Annotated in this window: 17 protein-coding genes and 1 tRNA gene; 4 read left to right on the forward strand and 14 right to left on the reverse strand. The window is 48.9% G+C overall.

The genetic code is table 11. The features are described from left to right. Positions 1-12: 12 nt before the first annotated feature. Both AINA4_RS03935 and AINA4_RS03940 read right to left on the reverse strand, forming a co-directional pair. On the reverse strand, positions 13-1,206 hold the full coding sequence (locus tag AINA4_RS03935; RefSeq protein ID WP_281787619.1) for an MFS transporter: 1,194 nt from the start codon (positions 1,204-1,206) through the stop codon (positions 13-15). A gap of 18 nt (positions 1,207-1,224) precedes the next feature. Continuing rightward, positions 1,225-2,436: an MFS transporter gene (locus AINA4_RS03940; RefSeq protein ID WP_281787620.1), complete on the reverse strand. Its 1,212-nt coding sequence runs from the start codon at positions 2,434-2,436 to the stop codon at positions 1,225-1,227. A gap of 394 nt (positions 2,437-2,830) precedes the next feature. Between AINA4_RS03940 and AINA4_RS03945 the strand changes: the two genes are divergently transcribed. Continuing rightward, a complete protein-coding gene (locus AINA4_RS03945; protein ID WP_281787621.1) occupies positions 2,831-3,430 on the forward strand; it encodes a DUF308 domain-containing protein in 600 nt (199 codons plus the stop codon). Positions 3,431-3,477: 47 nt separating this feature from the next. Here AINA4_RS03945 and AINA4_RS03950 read toward each other — a convergent pair whose 3' ends face one another. Continuing rightward, complete coding sequence (locus AINA4_RS03950) at positions 3,478-3,936, reverse strand: NUDIX domain-containing protein (RefSeq protein ID WP_281787622.1); 459 nt, start codon at positions 3,934-3,936, stop codon at positions 3,478-3,480. 2 nt (positions 3,937-3,938) lie between these two features. Then, entirely contained in the window at positions 3,939-4,703 is a 765-nt protein-coding gene (locus tag AINA4_RS03955) for an SDR family oxidoreductase (protein ID WP_281787623.1), read from the reverse strand. A 65-nt stretch (positions 4,704-4,768) separates the two neighbouring features. Here AINA4_RS03955 and AINA4_RS03960 point away from each other — a divergent pair, with 65 nt between their 5' ends. Continuing rightward, complete coding sequence (locus AINA4_RS03960) at positions 4,769-5,491, forward strand: glycerophosphodiester phosphodiesterase family protein (protein WP_281786231.1); 723 nt, start codon at positions 4,769-4,771, stop codon at positions 5,489-5,491. Here the strand turns inward: AINA4_RS03960 and uvrC are convergent. From uvrC to polA, 6 genes are all read right to left on the reverse strand, one after another. Next, complete coding sequence (gene uvrC, locus AINA4_RS03965) at positions 5,476-7,344, reverse strand: excinuclease ABC subunit UvrC (protein ID WP_281786232.1); 1,869 nt, start codon at positions 7,342-7,344, stop codon at positions 5,476-5,478. The two genes, AINA4_RS03960 and uvrC, sit on opposite strands and share 16 nt — an antisense overlap. 4 nt (positions 7,345-7,348) lie before the next feature. Further along, positions 7,349-10,201 carry an excinuclease ABC subunit UvrA gene (uvrA, locus tag AINA4_RS03970; protein ID WP_281786233.1) on the reverse strand — a complete coding sequence of 951 codons (2,853 nt, stop codon included), beginning with the start codon at positions 10,199-10,201 and terminating at the stop codon, positions 7,349-7,351. A gap of 4 nt (positions 10,202-10,205) precedes the next feature. Then, positions 10,206-12,284 (reverse strand): excinuclease ABC subunit UvrB, encoded by a 2,079-nt coding sequence (gene uvrB / locus AINA4_RS03975; protein ID WP_281786234.1) that lies wholly within the window; start codon positions 12,282-12,284, stop codon positions 10,206-10,208. Between the two features lie 4 nt (positions 12,285-12,288). After that, positions 12,289-12,882: a dephospho-CoA kinase gene (gene coaE, locus AINA4_RS03980; protein WP_281786235.1), complete on the reverse strand. Its 594-nt coding sequence runs from the start codon at positions 12,880-12,882 to the stop codon at positions 12,289-12,291. Between the two features lie 63 nt (positions 12,883-12,945). After that, on the reverse strand, positions 12,946-14,403 hold the full coding sequence (gene rpsA, locus AINA4_RS03985) for a 30S ribosomal protein S1 (protein ID WP_096381127.1): 1,458 nt from the start codon (positions 14,401-14,403) through the stop codon (positions 12,946-12,948). Positions 14,404-14,552: 149 nt separating this feature from the next. Then, complete coding sequence (gene polA, locus AINA4_RS03990) at positions 14,553-17,270, reverse strand: DNA polymerase I (RefSeq protein WP_281786236.1); 2,718 nt, start codon at positions 17,268-17,270, stop codon at positions 14,553-14,555. 127 nt (positions 17,271-17,397) lie between these two features. On the opposite strand from polA, the gene AINA4_RS03995 reads away from it, so the two are divergent. Further along, positions 17,398-17,745 (forward strand): hotdog fold thioesterase, encoded by a 348-nt coding sequence (locus AINA4_RS03995; RefSeq protein WP_281787638.1) that lies wholly within the window; start codon positions 17,398-17,400, stop codon positions 17,743-17,745. On the opposite strand, the gene AINA4_RS04000 is transcribed toward AINA4_RS03995, so the two are convergent. After that, positions 17,746-18,363, reverse strand: a complete 618-nt coding sequence (locus AINA4_RS04000; RefSeq protein WP_281786237.1) for a response regulator — start codon at positions 18,361-18,363, stop codon at positions 17,746-17,748. A gap of 35 nt (positions 18,364-18,398) precedes the next feature. Here AINA4_RS04000 and AINA4_RS04005 point away from each other — a divergent pair. Continuing rightward, positions 18,399-18,479 (forward strand) — tRNA-Leu (locus AINA4_RS04005). A gap of 44 nt (positions 18,480-18,523) precedes the next feature. On the opposite strand, the gene pyk is transcribed toward AINA4_RS04005, so the two are convergent. The 3 genes from pyk to gltB all read right to left on the reverse strand — a co-directional run bounded on the left by pyk (position 18,524) and on the right by gltB (position 26,045). After that, entirely contained in the window at positions 18,524-19,969 is a 1,446-nt protein-coding gene (gene pyk, locus AINA4_RS04010; protein ID WP_281786238.1) for a pyruvate kinase, read from the reverse strand. Positions 19,970-20,032: 63 nt separating this feature from the next. Continuing rightward, positions 20,033-21,490 (reverse strand): glutamate synthase subunit beta, encoded by a 1,458-nt coding sequence (locus tag AINA4_RS04015; protein ID WP_281786239.1) that lies wholly within the window; start codon positions 21,488-21,490, stop codon positions 20,033-20,035. Beyond that, the gene (gene gltB, locus AINA4_RS04020; protein ID WP_281786240.1) at positions 21,483-26,045 is read right to left on the reverse strand and encodes a glutamate synthase large subunit; all 4,563 of its coding nucleotides are present in this window, start codon (positions 26,043-26,045) and stop codon (positions 21,483-21,485) included. Before gltB ends, AINA4_RS04015 begins: the two co-directional genes overlap by 8 nt. Positions 26,046-26,173 lie beyond the last annotated feature (128 nt).

The following is a 26,173-nucleotide window of genomic DNA, read 5'->3' on the forward strand; positions in this document are numbered from 1 at the left end:
AAAGTAAGAAATTTACTGATTGTTTTCTGTATCTAAAGGCTTTGCAGCACCTGCAAAAAAAACTGCGCAAGCGACAAAGAGAGCAAGAAGATAGAACATGTTGAGAAGTCCCCAAGCTTGACCAATAAAACCTAGAAGGGGAGGGCCTACTAAAAACGCGGCGTAACCAAATGCCGTTACGGTTGCAACGCGCTGGGAAGAATTTTCTCCATCTGCGGCTGCTGAGATAAACAAGGGGAACCCCAGAGCAACACCTGCACCCCAAAGCGCTGCTCCGAGCCAGGCCAAATAGATTGTGGGGGAGAGGATGACCAGCAAAATACCGATAACGCCAGCAGTTCCCAACACGCGTAATGCGAATACTCGTCCAAATCGATCGACTAAACGACCACCAGAGAATCGAGTAATAACCATGGCCAACGTCATAATTGCAAAAGTTATACCTGCAGTTGTTGTATCAAGACCGTAGCCGTCAACCACTGACAGAGCTAACCAGTCATTCGAGCCACCTTCGGCAAGCGATAACCCCATGATTCCAAGACCCAGAAAAACAATTCGTTTGGAAAGTACAACTGGTTCACGATGTGCTTGATTCTCTCCGTGGGAGACATGGGTTTTGCCCGTTGATAAAGGAAGTTTTTTGTATGTGAACCAAGCAATTGCGGTTGTTATCACTGCAATAACAATCATTTGCATGACCAAAGAGAAGTTGGTGACGATAGCCAGGGTTCCGATGCCAGCACCAGCGAGAGCACCCAAGCTATAGGCCCCGTGAAGCTGAGGAAGGAGGCTCTTTCCTCGGAGCTTTTCTAGTTCTGCACCTTCAACATTGATTCCGACGTCACCGATTCCGTAACCCAATCCAGCGATGAGTCCACCTATGGCAACCCCAACTGCTGAGCCTTCGATAAGTGAAATAGCTTGAACCACTTGGCCGATGCCAAGGGCAGTAAATCCAACGACGACGGCCGTGCGAGCACCAAATCTTGCAACGAATCTTCCAGAAGCAATAAGTGCAGTCATCGCTCCTACTGAACCGGCAAAAAGCACCCACCCCAAAATTGCAGTAGAGACTTCAATGAAACTGCGAACATCTGGCAGCCTTACAAGCCAGGAAGCTCCTCCGACGCCGAATACAAAAAAATACGCAAAGAGAATAACGGCCTGCGCGCGGAATGATTTAACCTCAGGAACAACGGTGTTCATAATGGTATTGAATCACATCTATCGACGCGCGTCGACAGAAGAGTGAGTTTTGGTTGCTTTATTGAACAACATTCCTGAAAGTAAAAGGAAAAATGGCACCAGGAAAGCGCTGAAGAGACCGGCAACTTGCCCGATAAATCCCAAAAGCGGGGGACCGGCAATACCTGAAGTGTTACTCGCAATAACAAGAACACCAACTCGAGTACCTGCCAGGCGAGGATCTTCTGAGACCGCTGATACACACAATGGGAAACCAATTGAATTCCCAAGACCCCAAAGAGCTGCACCGACTAAGGGGAGCGCTATCCAACCTGTCAAAATAACGATCAGGATACCCAATGCCGTCAGGGCAGCAAAAGCTAGTAATGCCTTGGATCTTCCCAACTTATCTACAATTGGACCACCCGAGAGACGGCCAAGTGCCATTGCACCAGCAAAAACTGTGTATGAAGCAGTTGCAATGGCCGCTGATAAACCTGCGTCTACTAGAGCAATAGGAAGCCATGTACTAGCTGTTCCCTCCGCAAGATTGAATCCGATGACAATAAACGCAACCATAAGTGTCTGAGGTTCACGCCACACTCGCCGACGATCACGCGCCGTGGCAACGGTCTGAATTTCTTCAGTATTCATATCTTCATGAACATGCTTCCCAGAGGATTTAGGCAATGGAATGCAGACAACCAGAGTGGCTATCAAAACGAGGGCTGACATACCCAAGAAATTTGTAAAGACGCTAACGCCAGAGATGATGGCAAGAGTGCCGATAGCACCCCCGAGTAATGAACCTAGACTGAATGATCCGTGTAAAGAGGGAAGAAGACTCTTCGGGGACTCGCGATCAACATTCGCACCTTCAATATTGATTGCAAGACCACCCGAACCGCCGGAAAATCCGACCAATACAATAGCCAGTGTTGAAAGTGGTAACAGCCCGAATTGCGCAAAAAATCCCAAGGAAGCAAGAAAAACCGCTCCTGCCGAATATGCCCAAATGAGGACTATTCGAGTACCAAAACGGGCAATAATTGGCCCACTTAGAAGTAAGCCAGTAAGGGAGCCAAGCGCCATAGCCAGTGTAAACAGTCCCATCTGGGCTGTATCAAGACCGAGCAGTTTTTGTATCTCAGGAGTTCGGCTTACCCACGTGGAAAAATACAATCCTTGAACGCCAAAAGCAGCAAAAGTTAACCAATACCAAGTACGACCTGAAATATTCTTTTTGCTCACCTAGACAGCGTAGGGGAAATGAGAGGAAAAACATTCTCAATGTGGATTAATGATTACTTCAAATTCAACGAGAGTGGGGAGGCTACACTCAATCACAACTGACATAATGTGTATTATCCGCTTTATAGTCAGTTCGGTGATCCCTTGAGCCAACCCCATTTCTACAGCAGTATTGCCGGTGAATGCACTTAGTATGCGGCTAACTCTGATTGCTCAATACAGTTATCAGCTCAGCAATTTGATTGATTTATTCCTCAAACATAGTTGCGCCGGACCCAAGAGTTTTTGGAAAGTAGAAACACCTCTTGTAACTCAAATTCAGCGCGGAATCCCAGTCGTGTTCCCATTACGGCTCTATAGTGTGAAGGCGCTTATCGCGAAATTAAGGAGAAACATGTCTACCCAAACCCCAGATCTTCAGGGTTTTGCCTTCTACGGAGATGGCCACGAAAACTCTAAGCAAGCAGTAAAAGTGATTCAGACTGGTCTCTGGATCGGTGCAGTTCTAGCCGGTCTGTTTGGAGGCATGATCCTCGCTTGGCCCGGAGCGACCCTTCTGGTCATTGCGGTATTGCTTGGTTTGTACTTCCTGATCCGTGGACTAGTTCGACTCGTTGTCGGAATCTTTGCCCCGGGCCTCACAGCTGGTGGACGCGTACTCAGTATCGTTTTAGGAATTCTTCTTATTGTCGTTGGCATCTTCGCAATGAGAAACCCAGGAACATCGCTTGAGTTGCTTGGAATTCTGATCGGCCTTTCGTGGATTCTCGATGGAATCGCGACTCTTATCGAGTCTGGACGTGCTGCCTCGCGCGGTTTCGCAATTTTTGCAGGAATTATCGGCATTGTTGCCGGTATCGTCATGCTCTTTGTACCGCTCGGTGGTGTCGCTGTACTGACTATGGTTGCCGGTATTTTCTTGATTGCACTCGCAATCATTCAGGTAATTGGAGCAATCGTGATCGGTATACAGGCCAAAAAGGCCGGTATCTAGTAAATATTGAAGAAGAAAGGCCCTGGTTAATTCCAGGGCCTTTCTTCTTATCTGAGCGAGATAGCTTTGTCGATTAGATCAAATAGGGGTTCTGGTGAATATTTTTCGCCGGATGAGGCCAACTCAGGGATGTTCCACCAGCGAATGTCAGAAATGTCTACAAACTCGTTTTCCATCCAGTTGTCATTTACTGGCTGGAAGTTTTCTGTGTGAACGACAAAGAACTCACTATAGGTGGTTTGTACATGACCATCATTAAAAACTGATTCACTACTGATGGACCAAATCGGATCGCCTACATTATCTATGAGCAACCCTGTCTCTTCAAAGAGCTCTCGTTTCGCACCTTCTGCGTGACTCTCGTGGTCCTCTACTCCCCCACCGGGTGTAATCCAACGAGTTCTTGGCACAAGAAGGTTTGGCGAATGAGTCTTTAGAAGAAGAAAATGATCTTCAGGATCAAGCAGAATAACGCGAGAAACGCGCCTATGCGCTGGTCTTGTCATGATTATTCAGCGACGAAAGAACTGACATCTCCAACAAGCCTGGTGTGATCAGCGGGAACAGGTTCAACAGCTGCGAGAGCAACTTCAGCAGCAAATTCACTGACGTTGTAAAGCTTTCCTGCTGATTCCTTTCGAGCATTAATCGCGCCAGGATTAGCTCGTTCAAGCAAAGTAGCTGTGATGGTGCCTTCAATCATGTCACCAGAAACGACGGTGAAACCTATTCCTCGCTTTTCAAGCAAAGGAATCATTTCTCTCAGTGCATCCTCTCCGGCACGCTTGGAAAGCGCTACAGGAAGATATTCATCCATGGTCGGAGTAGTACGGATGAAATGTGCTTGATGGCTGGTCACGAACACCACACGAGCCCCATCTGCAAGGACATTCAGTGCTTCCGAGAGAAGATTTACTTGAGAATCTCGGTTGAGTTTCATGGCGTAATCCTCGCCCATTCCTGCCTCCATGCCTCCGGAAGCATTCATGACGAGGATATCTAGGCCACCAAAAGCTTCTTGTGCTTGAGCAAACATTGCAGCAACTGATTCTCTGTCAGTCAGGTCTGCGCCAACGGCAATTGCCTCTCCCCCATTGGCGATGATTGCATCAACAATCTTTTGGGCACGTGCTTCTTTGTTTCGGAAGTTAACAACTACCTTTGCCCCGGCTTCAGCAAAATAGTTGACAGTATCAGCACCGATACCACGGGAAGATCCAGTAACAAGGGCACGTTTTCCTGCAAGTGAACCAGGTGCAAGAGGGTTAGACACGGAAGACTCCTTCATAAATACTCAACAAGCAGACTAGCAAGCATCTGGGATGTTAGCCTCGAGCCGTGCACGCATATTCTCAGCTTCCCAATCCCTGTATCTTGGCCCACCAAGGTCTGTGGCAAACGTGCCCACCGAACACACTTGAAGCGTTTTCACGAGCGATTGAATCCGGTGCCGACGTTATCGAGACAGATGCACACTCCTCTAAAGAAGGAATTGCAGTCCTGTTTCACGATGACAAGATTAATGGAAGGAGAATCAAGGAATTCAGTATTGAAGAGCTACCTGCCTATGTACCAACTTTGGAAGCTGCCCTGACGTCATTTCCTCAAACTCTCTTCAATATCGATATCAAGTCTTCAGCTGCAGAACGACCAGTAGCTCGAACCGTGTCTGACCACAATGCGCAGAACAGAGTTCTTATTACCTCCTTCAGTTCACAGCGGAGAAAGCGAACTATGGAACTAGTTCCGGGTGTAGCACTCTCCCCTGCAATGGCAGAGATGATACGCACCGTTGTGTGGTCAACACTGGGTGCACACAAGCGTGCAGTAAACATCCTCAAAAGATTTGAAGCAGTTCAAATTCCTACTTCCGCCTACGGAATCAATATGGTTTCTTCAAAAATGATGAATATTTATCGAGAAGCCCAAGTTCTGGTTCATGTGTGGACGATAAATGACCCTGAAGAAATGAAGAAACTATTTTCTTTGGGAGTCAACGGAATTGTGACTGATAGAACTGATTTAGCGCATCAAGTACGAAGCAATTACTTCGATAAATGATCTTTAATTGCCTGAGCTAAAGCCAACGAAATGTTTGGAGTGGATGCAATTTCTTCCACAGTTGCTTTTCTTAGCTGTGAAACGGAGCCAAAAGTTTTCAGAACAGATTTGACCTTTGCAGGTCCCATGCCAGGGACTTCAGTTAGGACTGTGGAGATGTCACGTTTACGGGAAGAGCGTTGAAAAGTAATCGCAAATCGATGTGCCTCATCTCGTAACTGTTGCAATAGGAACAAAGCTTCAGAATTTCGAGGAAGAATAATCGGGTATTTGTCATCTGGCAACCACAGTTCTTCAAGTCGCTTTGCTAGACCCACCACAGGAATGTCTGTGATCCCAGCCTCTTTGAGGGCAAGTGCGGCAGCTTTAGCTTGTGGACCAGCACCGTCGACAAGAAACAATCCCGGAGGGTAAGAAAAGCTCGATCGCGATGTTGCTTCTTCCTTACTCTCAACTAAATACGCTGCCCTTCTTGCAAGCACTTGGTTCATCGCATCGGTATCGTCCCGTGCTTGAGCAATGCTGAATTTGCGGTAATCGCTCTTCTTTGGCAGGCCATCTTCGAAAACAACCATGCTTGCAACAATTTTCGTGCCACCAAGATGAGAAATATCAAAACATTCAATACGCAATGGCGAATCTTTCAGCCCAAGAGCCAGTTGAATGTCCCCTAAAGCTTTAGTGCGCGAAACGTAATCATTGCGTCGTTTGGTTTTATACAGCACTAAAGACTGTTGAGCATTGAAGGTGACGGTACTTCCCAAAGCTGCGATGTCTCCGCGCTGCGCTTGTTTCAGTTTGACAGAAGTCTGTCGAGAATTTTCAGTACGTTCATGACGAATATTCGTTAGCCAAGAGGTTATGGCTTCAGCGTCTTCTGGTATTTCTGGAACATAGATAGATCTAGGTGGAACAAGCTCAGTTTCATATGCTGTTCGAAGCATATTATCGATGAGCTCGTCTGCGTTCACATCAAGTTCAGTGTCGACATTCCATGAATGCACTCCACGAATGCGGCCTTCTCGAACGATAAACATCTGGACTGCTGCTGAGAGTTCATCTTGTGCAATGCCAAAAATATCAGCATCAACTTCGTCGCTGAGAACTACAGCACTCTTTGACGCAACTGTCTCTAGTGCGACAATGTTGTCTCGAAATTTCGCTGCTGACTCATAGTCCTGCTCCTTGGAGGCATGCTCCATTTTGTCGCGCAATACCTTGATGTAATCAGAATTCTTTCCGGTCATGAAATTGGCAAAATCTAAAGCTAAGGACCGATGTTCTTCTGGGGTGATTCGTCCAGCACACGGAGCAGCACAACGCCCAATATCGCCTAAAAGACAAGGGCGTTTGGCACGTTCTGCTTTTTTATATACACCCTCAGAGCAAGTGCGAACAGGAAAAACAGGAAGCAACAATTCAAGAGTCTCTCTTATGGCCCAAGTTTTTGTGTAGGGCCCAAAATATCGAGCATGAGGAATCTTTTTTGTACGCGTAACCATCACACGCGGAATTTTCTCACCAAGTGTTATCGCTAAATAGGGATAGCTTTTGTCATCTTTGAATTGAATATTGAAAGGAGGATCAAACTCTTTGATCCAGGTAAATTCCAGTTGAAGAGCTTCAAATTCGGTTGAAACAATCGTCCATTCAACTTTTTCTGCAGAGGTGACCATCCGACGCGTACGTTCATGAAGTGTGTCCAGTGGCGCAAAATAGCTAGTCAGACGTGCGCGTAAATTTTTGGCTTTGCCAACGTACAGCACGCGACCATTACTATCCTGGAAGCGATACACTCCTGGATTTGTAGGAATGTCACCCGTTTTGGGGCGGTACGGGACTGTGTCGGCCATTTGTTTACTTCACTGAAATGATTTCTCTGAGGAAGATTCCGGTGTGACTGCGTGTGTTTGTCGCTACGTCTTCCGGTGTTCCTTCGGCAATAATCTCGCCACCACCAGATCCACCCTCAGGGCCCAAATCGATAATCCAGTCTGCACTCTTGATGACATCGAGGTTGTGTTCGATGACTATCACGGTGTTCCCCTTGTCAACAAGAGAGTTCAGCACAAGGAGTAGTTTACGAACATCTTCAAAATGTAAACCTGTGGTGGGTTCGTCGAGTACGTAAATACTTCTTCCGTTGCTACGTTTTTGCAGTTCTGTGGCTAATTTGACGCGTTGAGCCTCTCCGCCTGAGAGCGTTGTTGCGCTTTGTCCCAGACGTACGTATCCCAAACCAACATCTACGAGTGTCTGAAGATAGCGATGTATGGAAGAAATTGGCTCGAAGAATTCAGCTGCTTCTGCAATGGGCATATCGAGTACTTCAGAGATGTTTTTTCCTTTATAGCGAACCTGAAGGGTTTCACGGTTATAACGTTTTCCGTGACAGACCTCACAATCGACGTAGACATCAGGAAGGAAATTCATCTCAATCTTGAGCGTGCCATCACCTGCACAGGCTTCACAGCGACCACCTTTGACGTTGAAGCTAAAACGACCCTGTTGATAACCGCGGGTTTTCGATTCAGTGGTTTCTGCAAATAGATTGCGAATCTTGTCAAAAACACCCGTGTATGTCGCTGGGTTTGATCGTGGTGTGCGACCAATTGGGTTTTGGTCTACGTGGATTACTTTGTCGAGATGTTCTAGACCTGTCACACGTGTGTGCTTGCCTGCAACGGTGCGAGCACCGTTGAGTTTATTCGCAAGTACTTTGTAGAGGATGTCATTGACGAGAGAAGATTTTCCAGAACCTGATACACCTGTTACTGCCGTGAGGGTTCCTAGCGGAAATGTAGCGGTGACATTCTTCAAATTATTGGCCTGTGCACCAACGACAGTTATTTCACGATCCTTGTTACGTGGTCTTCTGCTTGTGGGAATTTTGATCTGGGTTCGTCCAGAAACATAGTCTGACGTGATTGATTCGGTGTTCTTGAGCAGAGATTCATAATCGCCCGAATGAACAACTCGCCCACCATTGACTCCAGCTCCTGGACCAATATCGACAATCCAGTCAGCGGTGTGAATTGTGTCTTCATCATGTTCAACAACAATGAGGGTATTGCCTAAATCACGGAGCTTGATGAGGGTTTCAATCAGTCGACGATTATCTCTTTGATGCAGACCGATAGAGGGTTCATCAAGAACATAAAGTACTCCGGTTAGGCCAGATCCAATCTGCGTTGCCAAGCGGATTCTTTGCGCCTCTCCCCCGGATAACGAACCTGCGGAACGAGAAAGGTTGAGATAGTTCAAACCCACCTCAATAAGAAAATTCAACCGTGCACGTATTTCTCGGAGCACTTGTGCAGCGATCATCGCATCACGGTCATTCAAGGTGAGCGAATCCATAAACGCTCGTGCCTCCGACAAAGGAAGTTCTGTGAGTTCAGAAATAGAAAGACCATTGATTTTCACTGCTAAAACTTCTGGCTTAAGCCTTTGTCCGTGGCATTCAAGACATGGCACTTCACGCAGATATTCTGACCACCGAGCACGCTGAATATCTGTCTCAGCCTGCAAATACTGACGCTCGATGTAGGGAACAACGCCTTCAAAGCCTGAACTGTATTGGACTTCGCGCCCATATCTGTTCTTCCATTTCACCCGTACGCTGAAGTTGTTGCCATTCATGACGGCTTCACGGATTTCTTCATCCAGTTCTTGCCAGGGTGTATTCAGAGAGAACTCTAAATCGTTTGCCAACCCCATGAGGAGCTTTTCGTAGTACTGAAACAAACCCTTACCTTGGGTTGCCCAAGGAATAATGACTCCCTCATTGATGGAGAGGCTTGGATCACCCAGAAGAAGTTCTTCGTCGACTGACATCTTTGTTCCAAGGCCAGAACAAACCGGACAAGCACCAAAAGGTGAATTAAACGAAAAAGTACGGGGCTCAATCTCTGCAAGTTGGATGGGATGCGCGTTTGGGCATGACAGTTTCTCACTGAACGATTGCCATGCTGAATCCCCCTGCTCGTCAACGAAATTGATATCTACGGTTCCGCTGGTCAGCTTCAAAGCTGTTTCTAAAGAGTCAGTAAGACGGTTCAGTATTTCTGGGCCAGCGACAAGACGGTCGATGACGACGGAAATATCATGCTTAAAGCTCTTTTTCAGGGCAGGTGCTTCGCTTAACTGAACAACCTCTCCATCAACTATGACGCGAGAATATCCACTTGCAGTGAGCTCTGTGAACAAGTCAACAAATTCGCCTTTTTTCTGTGACACGACAGGTGCGACTACTTGATATCTCGTTCCCTCCGGGAGATCCATTAACTGATCAGCAATCTGTTGCACAGTCTGAGATTGAATGATTTCTCCACACTCCGGACAGTGCGGAACACCAATGCGTGCCCAGAGCAAACGCATGTAGTCATAAATTTCTGTAATGGTGCCAACCGTTGATCTAGGATTCCTGTTCGTTGACTTTTGATCGATTGAAACGGCAGGTGAAAGACCTTCGATGAAATCAACATCGGGACGGTCTACCTGGCCCAAAAACTGTCGTGCATATGCAGACAAGGACTCAACATAACGACGTTGACCTTCGGCAAATATGGTGTCGAAAGCCAAAGAAGATTTCCCCGAACCAGACAGTCCAGTGAATACAACTAAGGAATCACGAGGAATTTCGAGATCTACATTTTGAAGGTTGTGTACACGTGCACCCTTCACGCTCAGATGAGAATGAGTAGTCATAGATTTAGGCATGGCCAGCTTCCTTCATGATTCGAAGCTCACGTTTGAGCTCCGAAAGTTCATCCCTTAATCGTGCTGCGAGTTCGAATTTGAGTTCAGCTGCAGCAATGAGCATTTGTTCATTGAGGTCAAGAATGATGTTTTCTAATTCTTCTGCACCCTCGGTCCCAATTAATCGTGTTTGTGAGCTTGGGCCCGGAGTTGACGCGGTTCCCCGCTTAGATTTTTTAGTGTTATCTGAAAGAAGTTCAGCTGTATCCGCTTCCTCACGCTGAAGCATCGCTGTGATGTCCGCAATCTTCTTCCTGAGCGGTTGAGGATCAATACCGTTGGCGATGTTGTAAGCAATTTGTTTTTCACGGCGGCGCGTTGTCTCTTCAATCGCTTGCTGCATTGATTTTGTCACCAGGTCTGCGTACATATGCACTTCACCTGAGACGTTTCGTGCAGCCCGACCAATAGTTTGGATCAATGAGGTAGCTGATCTGAGGAAACCTTCTTTATCTGCATCCAAGATAGCGACAAGAGAAACCTCAGGAAGATCGAGACCTTCACGCAACAAGTTGATTCCGACCAACACGTCAAAGACACCCTGACGAAGTTCGGTCAAAAGTTCAACGCGGCGAAGTGTGTCAACATCTGAGTGGAGGTAGCGCACGCGCACACCTGCCTCTGTGAGGAAGTCTGTGAGTTCTTCAGCCATCTTTTTGGTCAACGTTGTCACCAACACACGCTCATCCTTGGCGGCACGTACACGGATTTGCTCAAGGAGATCATCGATTTGACCACGGGAGGGTTTGATGACAATTTGCGGGTCGACGAGACCTGTAGGACGAATGATTTGTTCGACAACCCCGTCTGCTATCCCCATTTCATATTTGCCAGGTGTTGCTGAAAGATAAACGGTTTGACCTACACGATCCTTGAATTCGTCAAAACGAAGAGGCCTATTATCTAGTGCAGATGGAAGCCTGAATCCGTGTTCAACCAAGGTTCTTTTCCTCGATGCATCACCTTCATGCATTGCACCAATTTGAGGAACTGTGACATGCGACTCATCAATGACACAGAGAAAATCATCTGGAAAATAGTCCAAAAGGCACTGAGGTGCCTCTCCGGGCTCTCGAACATCGATATGGCGAGAATAGTTTTCGATTCCGGAACAAAATCCAATCTGTTCCATCATTTCAAGATCGAACGTTGTCCGCATACGAAGGCGCTGAGCTTCAAGAAGTTTGTTTTGCTTTTCGAGTTCAGCAACGCGCTCTTCCATCTCTTCTCTGATGGTGATGATTGCTCGTTTCATGATGCCTTCGCTGGCCACGTAGTGGGAAGCAGGAAAGACGGAAACCATGTCGAGCTTTTCTACGACATCCCCAGTCAGCGGATGAAGGCTATAGAGAGCTTCGATTTCATCTCCGAACATCTCTATACGAACTGCTAGTTCCTCGTACATTGGAATAATTTCGATGGTGTCTCCACGAACACGAAAATTTCCACGTGAGAAATCAATATCATTACGTGCGTATTGCATTGAAACAAATTGACGCAGGATGGCGTCACGTTGAATTCGTTCACCGACCCGGAGAGTAATCATTGCTTCGAGGTATTCCTGTGGAGCACCCAGTCCATAAATACAGGAAACAGTCGAGACCACGACAACATCCCTGCGAGTCAATAGTGAATTGGTCGTTGAGTGTCTCAGTCGTTCAACTTCAGCATTGATAGAACTATCTTTTTCGATAAATGTATCTGTCTGAGGTACATACGCTTCTGGTTGGTAGTAGTCGTAATAGGACACAAAGTATTCGACAGCATTGTCTGGTAGAAGTTCTCGAAATTCTGTAGCAAGTTGAGCTGCCAGTGTTTTGTTATGAGCCAGAATCAATGTAGGACGCTGGACTGCCTCTACTAACCATGCGGTCGTTGCAGATTTTCCGGTACCAGTAGCACCCAGAAGTACGACGTCTGTCTCACCAGCTTTGATGCGACCGGCTAACTCAGCAATTGCAGCAGGCTGATCTCCACTGGGAGAATACGGACTTACGACCTTGAAAGGCTTCTCAGATCGTCTAGGTTGCACTCCCCTAGTCTACTTTCGTCAGCTCCTGCCACAGTGCGTCAACTTGGTTGTATGTATGGAGTAAATCGCCGCTTGTATCAATAACGTGATTGGCCAATCGAAGCCGCTCTTCTTCTGGAGCTTGTGACTGAATTCGCGCAAGTGCTTCTGATTCGAGCATCCCTCGATGCTCCATTAACCTCTCAACACGTACTTGTTCAGGAGCTGAGGCGACAACAATTGCATCGAAAGTGTATGAGTTTTCACTCTCAACAAGTAATGGTACGTCGTACACCACAATCGAATCTTGTGGGGCTTGAGTGATCAAGAAGTTAGTTCTTTCACGTACAGCAGGATGAACAATGGCGTTAAGTTTTCTCAGCGCTTCTGCGTCTGTAAAGACAATATCCCCCAGGGCGACCCTATTCAGACTTCCATCTTCCTTGAGAATATCACGGCCAAAAAGCTCTGAGAGTTGAACAAGTGCCGGAGATCCAGGTTCAACAACTTCCCTGGCCACCTTATCGGCGTCGATGATGTACGCTCCGTGATCTGCTAAACGGCGGGCAATAGTCGACTTGCCTGATCCGATACCACCGGTAAGGCCAATGAGCTTCATAACACCATGTTAATGACTAATGGGTGAGACCGAACGGCCTCACCCATTAGAAACAACAAACTGTTAGTTGTTTGCGAGCTTTTCACGAAGAGCGGCAAGCGACTCATCATCAGCAAGAGTTCCTGCAGATTCAGCCTCACTGGAGAAAGACGTGCTTTCTGCAGCTGGCGCTGGTGCATCAGGGATGTTTGCCTCTGCTTCAAGAGTTGCCTTGACCTGAGTCTTGTGGAGTTCCCAACGTGCCTGAGCAGCTGCGTAGTCCAATTCCCACTTCTCACGTGCGGCATCAAAGCCTTCACGCCATTCGTTGGTCTCTGGGTCGAAGCCTTCTGGGTACTTGTAGTTTCCGTTCTCGTCATACTCGGTGAGCATTCCGTAGAGTGCGGGATCAAACTCGGTACCTTCAGGGTCAACACCCTCATTAGCCTGCTTGAGGCTGAGCGAGATGCGACGACGCTCGAGGTCAATGTCGATGACCTTAACGAATACGTCGTCACCAACAGAAACAACCTGCTCTGCGAGTTCAACGTGCTTGCCGGAGAGCTCAGAGATGTGAACGAGACCTTCGATGCCGTCTGCAACGCGAACGAATGCACCGAATGGAACAAGCTTGGTGACCTTACCGGGAGCAACCTGACCGATTGCGTGGGTACGGGCAAATACCTGCCATGGGTCTTCCTGAGTTGCCTTGAGCGAAAGCGATACACGCTCGCGGTCCATGTCAACCTCAAGGATTTCGACGGTAACTTCCTGACCAACTTCTACAACTTCAGAAGCGTGCTCGATGTGCTTCCAAGAGAGCTCAGAAACGTGAACGAGACCGTCTACGCCACCGAGGTCAACGAATGCACCGAAGTTGACGATCGAAGAAACGACACCCTTGCGGATCTGACCCTTCTGGAGGTTAACCAGGAAGGTGCTGCGGCTTTCAGACTGTGTCTGCTCAAGAAGTGCACGGCGAGAAAGAACTACGTTGTTACGGTTCTTGTCCAGCTCGAGAATCTTGGCTTCAATGTCCTGTCCGAGGTAAGGAGTGAGGTCACGAACACGACGAAGCTCGATGAGAGAAGCAGGAAGGAATCCACGAAGACCGATGTCTACGATGAGACCACCCTTAACAACTTCAATAACCGAACCGGTAACGATTCCGTCAGCGTCTTTGATCTTCTCAACATCGCCCCATGCACGCTCGTACTGTGCACGCTTCTTGGAGAGAATAAGGCGACCTTCTTTGTCTTCCTTTTGAAGAACAAGTGCCTCAACAGTGTCGCCAACCTTGACGACCTCGGAAGGGTCAATGTCGTGCTTGATAGAAAGTTCGCGGGAAGGGATAACACCTTCGGTCTTGTAGCCAACGTCAAGGAGAACCTCGTCGCGATCTACCTTGACAACGGTTCCTTCAATTAGGTCACCATCGTTGAAAAACTTGAGTGTCTTTTCGACAGCGGCGAGGAAGTCCTCAGCAGAACCGATGTCGTTGATTGCAACCTGAGTGGCTGCTTTCTTTGCTACAAGCGTCATGTAAAACGTGCTCCAGTATTTATTTAGTTCGGGCCTTGAGACACAGCAAGCTGATTCAATTGTCTTTTGGGCAGACGGATAGGGCGCACATATGTGCACTTATCAGAGTACTTGACTCGAGAGTTCCGCGCAAACTCGCGGAAAGATGACTAATGGGCAGCGTCGTTCCAGTTGCGTCCAAGACCAATTTGAACGTCTAAGGGAACACGCAATTTGGCAGCGTGGGACATTCTTTCAACAACGATTTTTTCAACTTGTACACGCTCAGATTCCACGATTTCTAGAACTAATTCATCATGAACTTGAAGTAATAGTTGTGATTTCAGGTCTAGTGCTTGGAGATCTTGTTCAATCCCTATCATTGCTATTTTCATAATGTCTGCAGCCGTACCCTGCATAGGTGCGTTGAGAGCGGCACGTTCAGCATTGTCGCGAAGTACACGATTTGGACTAGCAAGATCTGGAAAAGGTCTTCTGCGCCCAAAAAGAGTTTGGGTGTAGCCCTGAGCTCGTGCTTGTTCCACAACACTTCTGAGGTAGTCGCGCACTCCCCCAAATCGTTGGAAGTAATCCGCCATCAATTTCTTAGCGGCACTGTTGTCGATACCAAGCTGTCTTGCTAACCCAAAAGCACTGAGACCATATGCGAGGCCATAACTCATTGCCTTGACCTGGCTCCTCATTTCTGAAGTAACCTCAGCTGGATTGACACCGAAAACTCGTGCGCCTACAAAGCGGTGTAAATCTTCACCGGAAATAAAGGCTTCGATAAGACCCTCATCTTCAGAAAAATGGGCCATGATTCGCATTTCGATTTGTGAATAGTCAGCCGTGAATAGGGTGTCGAAACCTTCCCCTACCTCAAACGCTTCGCGAATACGACGGCCATCAGCTGTGCGGATTGGAATATTTTGAAGATTGGGGTTCGCCGAAGAAAGTCGCCCAGTACTGGTCCCCGTTTGGCCATAGGTGGTGTGTATACGCCCATCCGGCCCAATAGCTTGAATGAGTGTTTCAACTATTTGTTTGAGCTTGGTGACATCACGATGTTCTAGTAGCAAACCTAAGAATGGATGCGGGTTTGTAGCTTGAAGGTCGGCTAATGCAGTGGCATCGGTGGTGTATCCCGTTTTCGTAGCACGTGTTTTTGGCATGCCTAGCTGATCAAACAACACTTCTTGCAATTGTTTTGGTGACGCAAGGTTAACTTCGCGGCCAATAACTGCAAATGCCTCTTGTTTGGCTTTTTCAGCTCGCTCACCAAGTTCACGTGAAAGATTTTCCAGTTTTGCTTTGTTCACGGTAATGCCACGAAGTTCCATGGCTGCCAAAGTTGTCAACGTTGGAAGCTCGATCTCCAAAAACAATGCAAGTGTTGCCGCATCCATAGTCGAACGAATGGCCTCATCGATTCGACGAATAAACCACGCACGACCCGCAACGTCTAGCGCTGAATCATCAGGAACAAGTTGATTTGGGTCAGGCTCAGGCAAAATTTCGTTGAGATATAACTTTGTTAGATCGCCAAGTTCTCTCTTCGTAGAATCCGGCCTCAAAACCCAATCGGCAATTTCTGTATCGAAGCCAAGATTCTCAACAACAACTCCAACTGCAGATAATGTCTTGAGTTGTTCTTTAGCACCATGAAAAATCTTGGGAGTTGGTCCGGCCAGCCAATCTATCAAGGGTCTAATGTCAGCGAGCACTGGGGACCAAGGAACGAGAACTGTTTCATTTTCAGTGGCTAGCCCAATTGATGAAGTTCCAGAGGCATACACCTCAACTTCAACTGCGATACCTTGTGGCGACGAATCTGAGGCGCGGTGGAGCCATGCAGCAAGTTCTTCATCAAGTATCTGTTGGGAACGCGGAGGAACAGCGCCATGAACAGGCGATGATGGAGTCAGCGGATAAAGAGCTGGTTGGTTGTTTTGAGCAGATGGAAGTGGAGCTGATTGACGAGGCGTAACGTCTGTTTCCCCTGCAAGACTCAATACTCTGGTAAGTAAAGATTTGAATTCCAGACGACCGAACACGTCTCTAATAGCTTCAACATCGAAAGGTTGACGTTCTAGGTCAGCAGGGCCTACCGGTAGGTCAACATCGTTGACGAGTCTGTTGAGCTTTCTATTTCTAATGGCGTTGTCTTTGAACTCTCTGAGGCTTTCACCGACTTTGCCACCAATCTCGTCTGCACGACGAAGAATTTCATCTAAAGAGCCAAATTCGTTGATCCACTTGACTGCAGTCTTTTCACCAACCTTGGGCACACCAGGCAAATTATCGCTCGTCTCCCCGACCAATGCTGCTATCTCTGGATATTGATGAGGTTGAATGCCGTAGCGCTCGAAAACTTTTGTAGCGTCATATCGCGTTAGTTCAGACACTCCTTGTTTAGAGGGATATAGCAAGGTGACATTGTCATCAATAAGTTGAATGGTGTCTCGATCACCAGAGACGACGAAAACTTTATAGTTTTGTGCAGAACCCTGTGCAGCGAGTGTTGCCAAAATATCGTCAGCTTCGAAATCTTCTTTGGTGAGTGTGGTGATGCCCATTGCATGAAGAGCGTCTTGAAGAAGTGGCACCTGACCAATAAATTCTGGGGGTGTTTCGCCACGGGTCCCCTTGTATTCGGGGTATTCCCGGGTACGGAAAGAGAATCGGGAGATATCGAAAGCTACTGCTAGATGTGTAGGTTTCTCTTTGGCCAGCAGATTGAGCATCATGGAAATAAATCCGTGAATAGCATTTGTGTGTTGTCCATCTGCAGTTTTGAAACTGTCAACTGGGAGGGCATAAAAAGCCCTGAATGCTAGGGAATGACCATCGATGACCATCAAGGTAGGCTGAGCTGTATTCGACACGTGCCCAGCCTACACAGCGGGCAAGACCTATTCAGGAGGAAACCGAATGTCAGCTGAATACGTTCGTCCCCCCGTTCTCAGCCTCGAACAGTTTAGAGGTTTTTCTGCCGGACCTTTGTGGGAAAAAATGGATATTCAGATACACGAGCTCACACCTGAATACGCCGAAGCCACAATGCCGGTTGCTGGTAATACGCAATCAGTGGGCATCCTTCACGGTGGTGCCTATGTGGTTATTGGTGAAGGTTTAGGGTCAATTTGTGCAAATATGTTCGCCGGTGAAGGCCGAGTGGCAGTGGGAATTGAAGTGAATGCCACACATACAGGAAGTGCACGTGAGGGCTATGTCATTGCTACCTGTCGTGCACTTCACTTAGGCAGAACCCTCACAACACACGAAATAGTTTGCACTGATCAAGAAGGCCGCAGGTTGTCGACGGTGCGATTGACCAATTTCATCAAAGATAAAAAGTAGCTATTTCGTTTTCTTTTTATCTGAGCCGAGTTGTTCAACAATGGTGATTGCAACGTCTTTCATCGTCAAGCGACGATCCATTGAAGCCTTTTGAATCCAGCGGAATGCTTCAGGTTCTGTAAGTCCCATCTTCTCGTTGAGAATTCCTTTGGCAATATCAACAATTTTGCGTGTTTCAAAACGCTCTGAAAGATCGGCTACTTCGTTTTCTAGTGCAACGATTTGTGCCCAACGTGACAATGCAATTTCTACAGCAGGCAGAAGATCATTAGGAGTGAAAGGCTTGACTACATAGGCTAACGCACCGGCCTCAGTTGCACGTTCAACGAGTTCTTTCTGGCTGAATGCGGTCAGGAGAACAACAGGAGCAATGTGTTCTTTATTGAGCTGATCTGCAGCTGAAATACCGTCCAACTTGGGCATTTTCACGTCCATGACGACCAAATCTGGACGAAGTTCCTTTGCTAGCGTCACAGCGGTTTCACCATCTCCCGCTTCGCCGACGACATCAAAACCATTGTCACGAAGAGTTTCTACAATATCCATACGGATAAGAGACTCGTCTTCTGCAACAACTACTCGACGTTTCGTGGGAGTTTGGATTTCTTGGTCAGCCATTACTCAAGCCTAGGATATTCTTATAGATGTTAAGAGCCGAATTGGCGGAATGGCAGACGCGGAGCACTCAAAATGCTTTGTCTTCGGACGTGTGGGTTCAAGTCCCACATTCGGCACAAACAAGAAAAGCCCCTCACATGAGGGGCTTTTCTATTGTGTTCTAGAGGTTTTCGTATGCGGGAGCCGCTGCGTTACGTGCATCCCCTACTTTGTGAACACGAAGGTCGTTGGTAGAACCTGCAATTCCGGGAGGGGATCCAGCAATAACGACGACCTTGTCGCCTGCTTCTGCCAGTCCTTCACCCAGAAGAAGGTCATCTACCTGACCAAACATCTGGTCAGTGTGTGTCACTGCATCTACCAAGTAAGATTTGACGCCCCACGTCAGAGCCATGCGGCGACGAATGTGCTCATGAGGAGTCAGAACAATCATGGGGATGTCTGAACGCAGGCGAGCCATGCGACGAGCAGAATCACCAGATTCGGTAAAGACACAGAGGTACTTTGCATCAACGAATTCAGCAACTTCCTTTGCAGCCAAAGTTATTGCTCCACCCTGGGTGCGAGGCTTGGTGCCAAGCGCAGGAATACGCTCAATACCGTGGTCTTCTGTGGATTCAATGATGCGTGCCATTGTGGCAACGGTGATTGTGGGGAATTCACCGACACTGGTTTCACCAGAAAGCATGACTGCGTCAGTTCCATCTAGAACAGCGTTAGCGCAGTCGGAGGCTTCTGCACGGGTCGGGCGTGGGCTCGAGATCATGGATTCAAGTACTTGAGTTGCCACAATGACAGGCTTTGCCCAACGGCGTGCGAGTTCGACGGCACGCTTCTGAACAATAGGAACAGCCTCTAAAGGAAGCTCGACACCGAGGTCGCCTCGAGCAACCATGATGGCATCAAACGCATCAACGATTTCTTCTAAGTTATCGACTGCTTGTGGCTTCTCAACCTTGGCAATGACAGGAAGACGAACACCTTCTTCGTCCATGATTTCGTGGACGCGCTTGATGTCTGCAGCATCACGAACGAAGCTCAACGCAATGAAATCCGCCCCCAGACGGAGACCCCAACGCAGGTCAGCTTCGTCTTTGTCAGACAGCGCAGGAACGTTCACTGCTACACCGGGAAGGTTGATTCCTTTGTTGTTGGAAACAGACCCAGGAACCTCAACAACTGTGGTGACTACGGTTCCATCTGTTTCCAGAACGCGGAGTGTGACCTTACCGTCATCAATCAGGAGAGGATCGCCTGGCTTGACGTCCTGAGGAAGGCCCTTAAAAGTAGTAGAGCTGATCTCCTTATTCCCAACGATGTCTTCAATGGTTATCTTGAAGATGTCGCCTTCGGCGAGGTCGTAGGGTCCAGCTTCAAACTTGCCGAGTCGAATCTTGGGTCCTTGGAGATCAACAAGGACGGCAACGGGCTTGCCTACATCTTCAGCAGCCTTACGAACGTTGCGGTAAACCTCTTCGTGAACGTCGTAGGAACCGTGTGAGAGGTTCATACGAGCTACGTCCACTCCAGCTTCGATGATTGACTTCAAGCTTTCATAGCTAGAAGTTGCTGGACCTAAGGTCGCAACGATTTTGGCGCGTCTCATGAAATGTCTCTTTCGTTTCAGTGGTGCCTGGTCGCAGGAGGGAGTTGCGACACAACTATCGTACTAAACCGCGAAGCCGCGGTCTGTGGGTGCTACCGGAGCTGGAAGCAACGTTTCACCTTCAAGGTAGCGGTCAACTGCTGCTGCAGCCGCGCGACCCTCGGCGATAGCCCAGACAATCAGAGATTGTCCGCGCCCAGCATCACCAGCAACAAAAACTCCAGGTTCTGCGGTTGCATAGTGATCATCACGATTGATGTTTCCACGCTGGTTGAGGCTTACGCTAAGTTCTGAGTTGGCAATGTCACCTTCTGGGCCAGTAAATCCGAGCGCTAGGAGGACCAAATCTGCAGGGATCTCTCTTTCAGTACCCGCCTTAGGAACGCGGGCACCATCGACGAATTCAGTCTCAGCTACTCGTACAGCACGAACATTGCCGTCTTTATCGCCCAAGAACTCAACGGTTGAGACAAGGTACTCACGAGTACCACCCTCTTCGTGTGCACTTGCAACTTCAAAAAGGTTGGGGAACGTAGGCCACGGTTGAGAATCAGGGCGCTCTGTTGGTGGTTGCTTGCCAATAGCCAAGTTGGTCACCGAAGCTGCCTGGTGACGGTGAGCAGTACCTATACAGTCAGCACCGGTGTCACCGCCACCCAAAATTACAACGTGCTTGCCCTGAGCGTGAATCTGGTTAGGAACATCCTGACCATCAACTGCACGGTTGGACTGTGCAAGATAATCCATAGCGAAATGAACACCGTTGAGGTCACGACCAGGGATGGGAAGATCACGAGGAACCATGGCTCCCGTTGCAACCACGACTGCGTCATAACGTTTGCGTAGGTCTTCCCAGGTAATGTCTGTGCCGATGTTGATGCCAGGGCGGAAACGTGTACCTTCTGCTTCCATCTGCTCTAGACGTCGATCGATGTGGATCTTTTCCATTTTGAAATCCGGAATACCATAACGGAGAAGACCGCCGATCTTTTCGTCACGTTCATACACAGCAACTGTGTGACCGGCACGCGTGAGCTGCTGTGCAGCTGCAAGACCTGCAGGTCCTGAGCCAACTACAGCAACAGTTTTACCAGACAGACGTTCTGGAATGAGAGGTGTAACCCACCCTTCATCGAAGGCCTTATCAATGATGGATACTTCAACCTGTTTGATGGTCACAGCAGGCTGGTTGATGCTCAATACACAGGAAGATTCACATGGTGCAGGACACAGGCGTCCAGTGAATTCTGGGAAGTTATTGGTCGCATGAAGGCGATCAATTGCATCTTTGTCATCTCCGCGCCAGGTGAGGTCATTCCATTCGGGAATGAGGTTGCCTAGAGGGCATCCCTGGTGACAGAACGGAATTCCACAATCCATGCAGCGGCCTGCTTGACGCACTAGCGTTTCACGATCACCTGCTTCATAGACCTCTTTCCAGTCCATGAGTCTGATGGGAACGGGGCGACGAGCTGGAAGTTCACGCTGACGAGTGTTTAAGAAACCTTTGGGATCAGCCACCGGTCACCTCCATAATTTTTTGCCAGGTTGCATCCCCGTCTGGGTCAATACCTGCTTTCTCAGCATCCTGACGTACTTCTAGTACCGCCGCGTAATCACGCGGAACAACCTTGGTGAAGTCATTAACGGATTTCTCAAAGTTGGCTAGAAGTGAAGCAGCTCGTGTTGACCCTGTCTCTGCAAGATGAGATTCGAGGATGTCCTTGAGGATTTCTGCATCTGCGCTTCCCAACTTCTCTAAACGAAGCTCGCCAGAACCAAGCGAATCTGCATTGACTTTATAGGGGTCTAGTGAATGTACGTAGGCAGTGCCACCAGACATGCCAGCGCCGAGGTTGCGACCCGTAGAACCGAGAATGACGGCAAGTCCACCGGTCATGTATTCAAGCGCGTGGTCCCCCACCCCCTCGGCAACAGCGGTTGCACCAGAGTTACGAACCAAGAAGCGTTCACCAACAAGACCGCTGATAAAGATAGAACCGCTGGTAGCGCCATAACCAATAACGTTTCCAGCAATAACGTTCTCTTCCGGAGCAAACGTTGCGGAAGGTGAAGGCTTCACAACGATAGTGCCGCCAGAAAGTCCCTTACCTACGTAATCGTTTGAGTCTCCAACCAAGCGCAAGGTGATTCCTGCAGGAACGAAGGCTCCGAAAGACTGCCCAGCTGTACCGGTTAGCGTGATGTCAATAGTTCCATGTGGCAATGCGTCCTGACCATACTTTTTGGTCAGTTCATGACCTAGCATGGTCCCCACAGCACGTTCTGTATTGCGGATAGGAAGCTCTATCGAGACAGGCTTGCCCTCAGACAATGCAGCACGAGACAGGTTAATGAGCTCGATGTCGAAGTGTTCTTCGAGTTCGTGGTCCTGTGCACGTGCACGGATACGAGGTTCATCTGCAAGGAACTTTGGTCCAACAAGAATGGGCTCAAGGTCTAGACCCTCAGACTTCCAGTGTTCAACTGCATCATTGACATTCAAGAGATCATTACGACCAATGATTTCGTCAAGGCTGCGATATCCCAGCTCTGCAAGGTATTCACGAACTTCCTGAGCGATGAACTCAAAGAAGTTAACCACGAACTCTGGCTTACCCGTGAAGCGTGCACGTAGCTCAGGGTTCTGTGTTGCAACACCCACAGGGCAGGTGTCTAGGTGACACACGCGCATCATGATGCAGCCAGAGACCACAAGAGGAGCAGTTGCGAAACCAAACTCTTCAGCACCCAGGAGTGCAGCAACAATAACGTCCCGGCCGGTCTTGAGCTGACCATCTACCTGAACGGATACGCGGTCACGCATACCGTTGAGCATGAGGGTCTGCTGTGCCTCTGCAAGCCCCAGCTCCCACGGCGTTCCAGCGTGCTTGAGAGAGTTCAGTGGGCTTGCGCCTGTACCACCGTCGTGTCCTGAAATCAGAATGACGTCAGCAAGGGCCTTAGAAACACCTGCAGCAACAGCACCAATACCGGACTGGCTTACAAGCTTCACATGCACGCGAGCAGCGGGGTTAGCGCGCTTCACATCGAAGATCAATTGCTTGAGGTCTTCAATGGAGTAAATGTCGTGATGTGGAGGTGGAGAAATCAGACCGACGCCGGCGGTTGCGTGACGTGTGCGCGCAATCCAAGGGTAAACCTTGTTGTTGGGTAGCTGTCCTCCTTCACCAGGCTTAGCACCTTGTGCCATCTTGATCTGAATGTCATCAGCGTGAGTGAGATACATGCTGGTGACACCAAAACGACCAGAAGCAACCTGCTTGATGGCAGAACGGCGTGTGGGGTCAAGAAGACGGGCAACGTCTTCACCACCCTCACCGGTGTTGCTCTTGGCACCAATAGAGTTCATCGCAATAGCGAGTGTCTCGTGAGCCTCAGGTGAAATCGAGCCATAGCTCATCGCACCAGTTGAGAAGCGTTTCACGATTGACTCAACTGATTCAACTTCATCGAGAGGCACAGGGTTACGCTTGCCTGTTTCGAGGGTGAAGAGACCTCGAAGGGTCATCAGTTCACGAGTCTGATCGTCGACCAGCTTGGTGTACTCACGGAATGTGTCGAAACGACGTTCACGTGTGGAGTGCTGAAGCTTGAACACAGTTTCAGGGTTGAACAAGTGCGGTGCTCCATCGCGACGCCACTGGAATTCGCCACCAGTGGTCAAACGCTCAGTTGTCAGCGGCGCACCATCGGAGGGGTAGGCAGAAGCATGGCGAGCAAGGTTTTCAGCAGCAATAACATCGATGCCCACTCCCCCAAGCTTGCTGTTGGTTCCAGTGAAGTACTGGTCAACAAATTCCTGAGAGAGACCAACTGCTTCGAAGGTCTGCGCGCCGGTGTAGGACGAGACGGTTGAAATACCCATCTTCGACATCACCTTCAGAACACCCTTACCGAGTGCCTTGATGACGTTCTTGGTTGCCTTCTCCGTCGTCACACCCGTGATGAATTCATCACGGACTAATTGCTCGCACGTTTCCATCGCGAGGTAGGGGTTGACAGCAGAAGCACCATAACCCAGCAATACAGCGACATGGTGAACTTCACGAACGTCACCGGCTTCAACAACAATGCCAACTTTGGTGCGGTTTTCAGTACGAATCAGGTGGTGATGAACCGTCGAAACCATCATCAAGGATGGAATGGGGGCCATATCTGAGTTCGAGTCACGGTCAGAAAGCACGATGAACTTGATGCCCTGAGCAATTGCCTCATCTACTTCTTCACAGAGCTGCGCTAGGCGCTTCTCCATGGCACGAGGACCCTTGTTGACTTTGTAGAGTCCCTTGAGTTTGATTCCTTCACGGGCACCGTTCTTTCCGCGAATGTGGAGAACCTTTGCCAGTTGATCGTTATCAATCACAGGGAAATCGAGAACAACCTGTTCGGTGTGCTCGGGACCAGCAGCGAGCAAGTTTCGCTCGGGACCCAGACCCAACTTCAGGCTGGTCACTACTTCTTCACGAATGGAGTCAAGAGGCGGGTTGGTTACTTGAGCAAACTGCTGAACAAAGTAATCGAAAAGTAAACGTGGACGAGAAGAAAGAACAGCAATAGGAGTATCTGTTCCCATAGCACCGAGAGGCTCTGCACCGGTTTTTGCCATAGGAGCAAGCATGATGCGGAGTTCTTCTTCGGTGTATCCGAAAGTGCGCTGACGACGAATAACCGAGCTACGGGTGTGAGCAATGTGCTCACGCTCGGGGAGTTCTTCGAGGTCAATACGCGACTGGTCAATCCATTCCTGCCAAGGACCAGAAGCGGCGAGCTCGCTCTTGATTTCATCATCGGAGATGATGCGACCTGCAACGGTGTCAACGAGCAACATCTTGCCTGGCTGCAAACGACCCTTTTGAACCACCTTTGCGGGGTCAACGTCGTAAACGCCAATTTCAGAACCCACGACAATGAGACCGTCATCGGTAACAAGGTAACGTCCAGGGCGCAAACCGTTACGGTCCAGCGTTGCTCCGACAAGAGAACCGTCAGTAAAGCAGATTGCTGCAGGACCATCCCAAGGCTCCATCAAGGAGGAGTGGTACTCGTAGAACGCACGACGTGTGGGATCCATATCTGGCTGGTTTTCCCATGCCTCGGGAACCATCATCATGATGGCGTGAGGAAGTGAACGGCCAGCCAAAGTGAGAAGTTCAACTACCTCGTCGAAAGATGCACTGTCCGAAGCGCCAGGGGTGCATATAGGAAGTAAATCCTTCATGTCGCCAAGGAGTTCGGACTCTAACTGCGACTGACGGGCACGCATCCAGTTACGGTTTCCCTGAACAGTGTTGATTTCACCGTTGTGACAGATGAAACGGAAGGGGTGTGCCAGCGGCCACGAGGGGAAGGTGTTCGTGGAATAACGAGAGTGCACCAGAGCGAGAGTGGAAGCAAAACGCACATCACTGAGATCAGGATAGAAAGGCTCCAGCTGCAAGGTGGTAACCATGCCCTTGTAAACAAGGGTGCGCGAAGACAAAGATGCAAAATAGATTTCACATTCACGTTCAACGCGCTTGCGTAAACGGTAAATCAGGCGGTCCAGTTCGATGCCGGAACGGTCTCCTGAAGAAGATGTCACGAAAGCCTGTTCAATAGCAGGCATCGCTTCACGTGCGAGCTTTCCGAGGTTCTCAGGAGCAGTTGGAACAACACGCCACCCTAAAACCTTGAGTCCTTCGCTGTGTGCAATTTCAGCAAAGCGAGCTTGAATCGCTGCTCGTTCGGATTCTTTCAAAGGAAGAAATGCATTACCAACGGCATAAGTACCAGCAGAAGGAAGCTCGAAGTCAACGACTTCACGCAAGAACGCATCAGGAATCTGAGTCAAAATACCGGCCCCGTCACCAGTACCAGCATCAGATCCAACAGCACCTCGGTGCTCGAGGTTACGAAGAGAACTCAATGCGACATCAATGATGTCGTGCCCAGGAATGCCTCGCAAAGTGGCGACCATGGCTAAACCACAGGCGTCTTTCTCTAGTGCGGGGTCATAAAGACCTTGGGCAGTGGGTGCTAATGAAAAGCGTTGATGGGGAGTCGCTAGCGACATGGAACCCTCCTCTCGAAACCGTTAATCGGGAGGGACAACGTTGGCCCTTAAGTCATCAGGAATAGTGGAACGTGGGAGTTTGTCGCTCGTGGGAACTTCCTTGCCGCTTGTGGCGGGGCGAAGTGTCG

The organism is Aurantimicrobium sp. INA4 (genome assembly GCF_027924525.1).
Classification (GTDB): Bacteria; Actinomycetota; Actinomycetes; order Actinomycetales; family Microbacteriaceae; genus Aurantimicrobium.